This window comes from Priestia sp. SIMBA_032 (assembly GCF_046535215.1).
Lineage (GTDB): Bacteria > Bacillota > Bacilli > Bacillales > Bacillaceae_H > Priestia > Priestia aryabhattai.
Map to the genome: position 1 here is coordinate 1 of NZ_JAWRXD010001357.1, position 244 is coordinate 244.

The following is a 244-nucleotide window of genomic DNA, read 5'->3' on the forward strand; positions in this document are numbered from 1 at the left end:
TACGAAGCATTTCCACATCATGATTACTTTCAAATACGAAAGCATTAGCTCCCTTAATAACGCCCTTCATACGGTCACTTACGTATCCCGTATCTGTAATAAGCGCTAATTTCCTATTATTATTATGGAAAGCATAAAACATCGGTTCAGCCGCATCATGAGAAACTCCAAATGATTCGACTTCAATATCACCAAATGTTTTCAAATCCCCAACTGAGAAAATGAATTTTTGCTCAGTTGGGAT

General features: G+C 36.9%; 1 pseudogene. It reads right to left on the minus strand.

Annotated features, from left to right (window positions below):
- A pseudogene (locus tag SB717_RS38745) lies at positions 1–244 on the minus strand (MBL fold metallo-hydrolase); the annotation flags it as partial.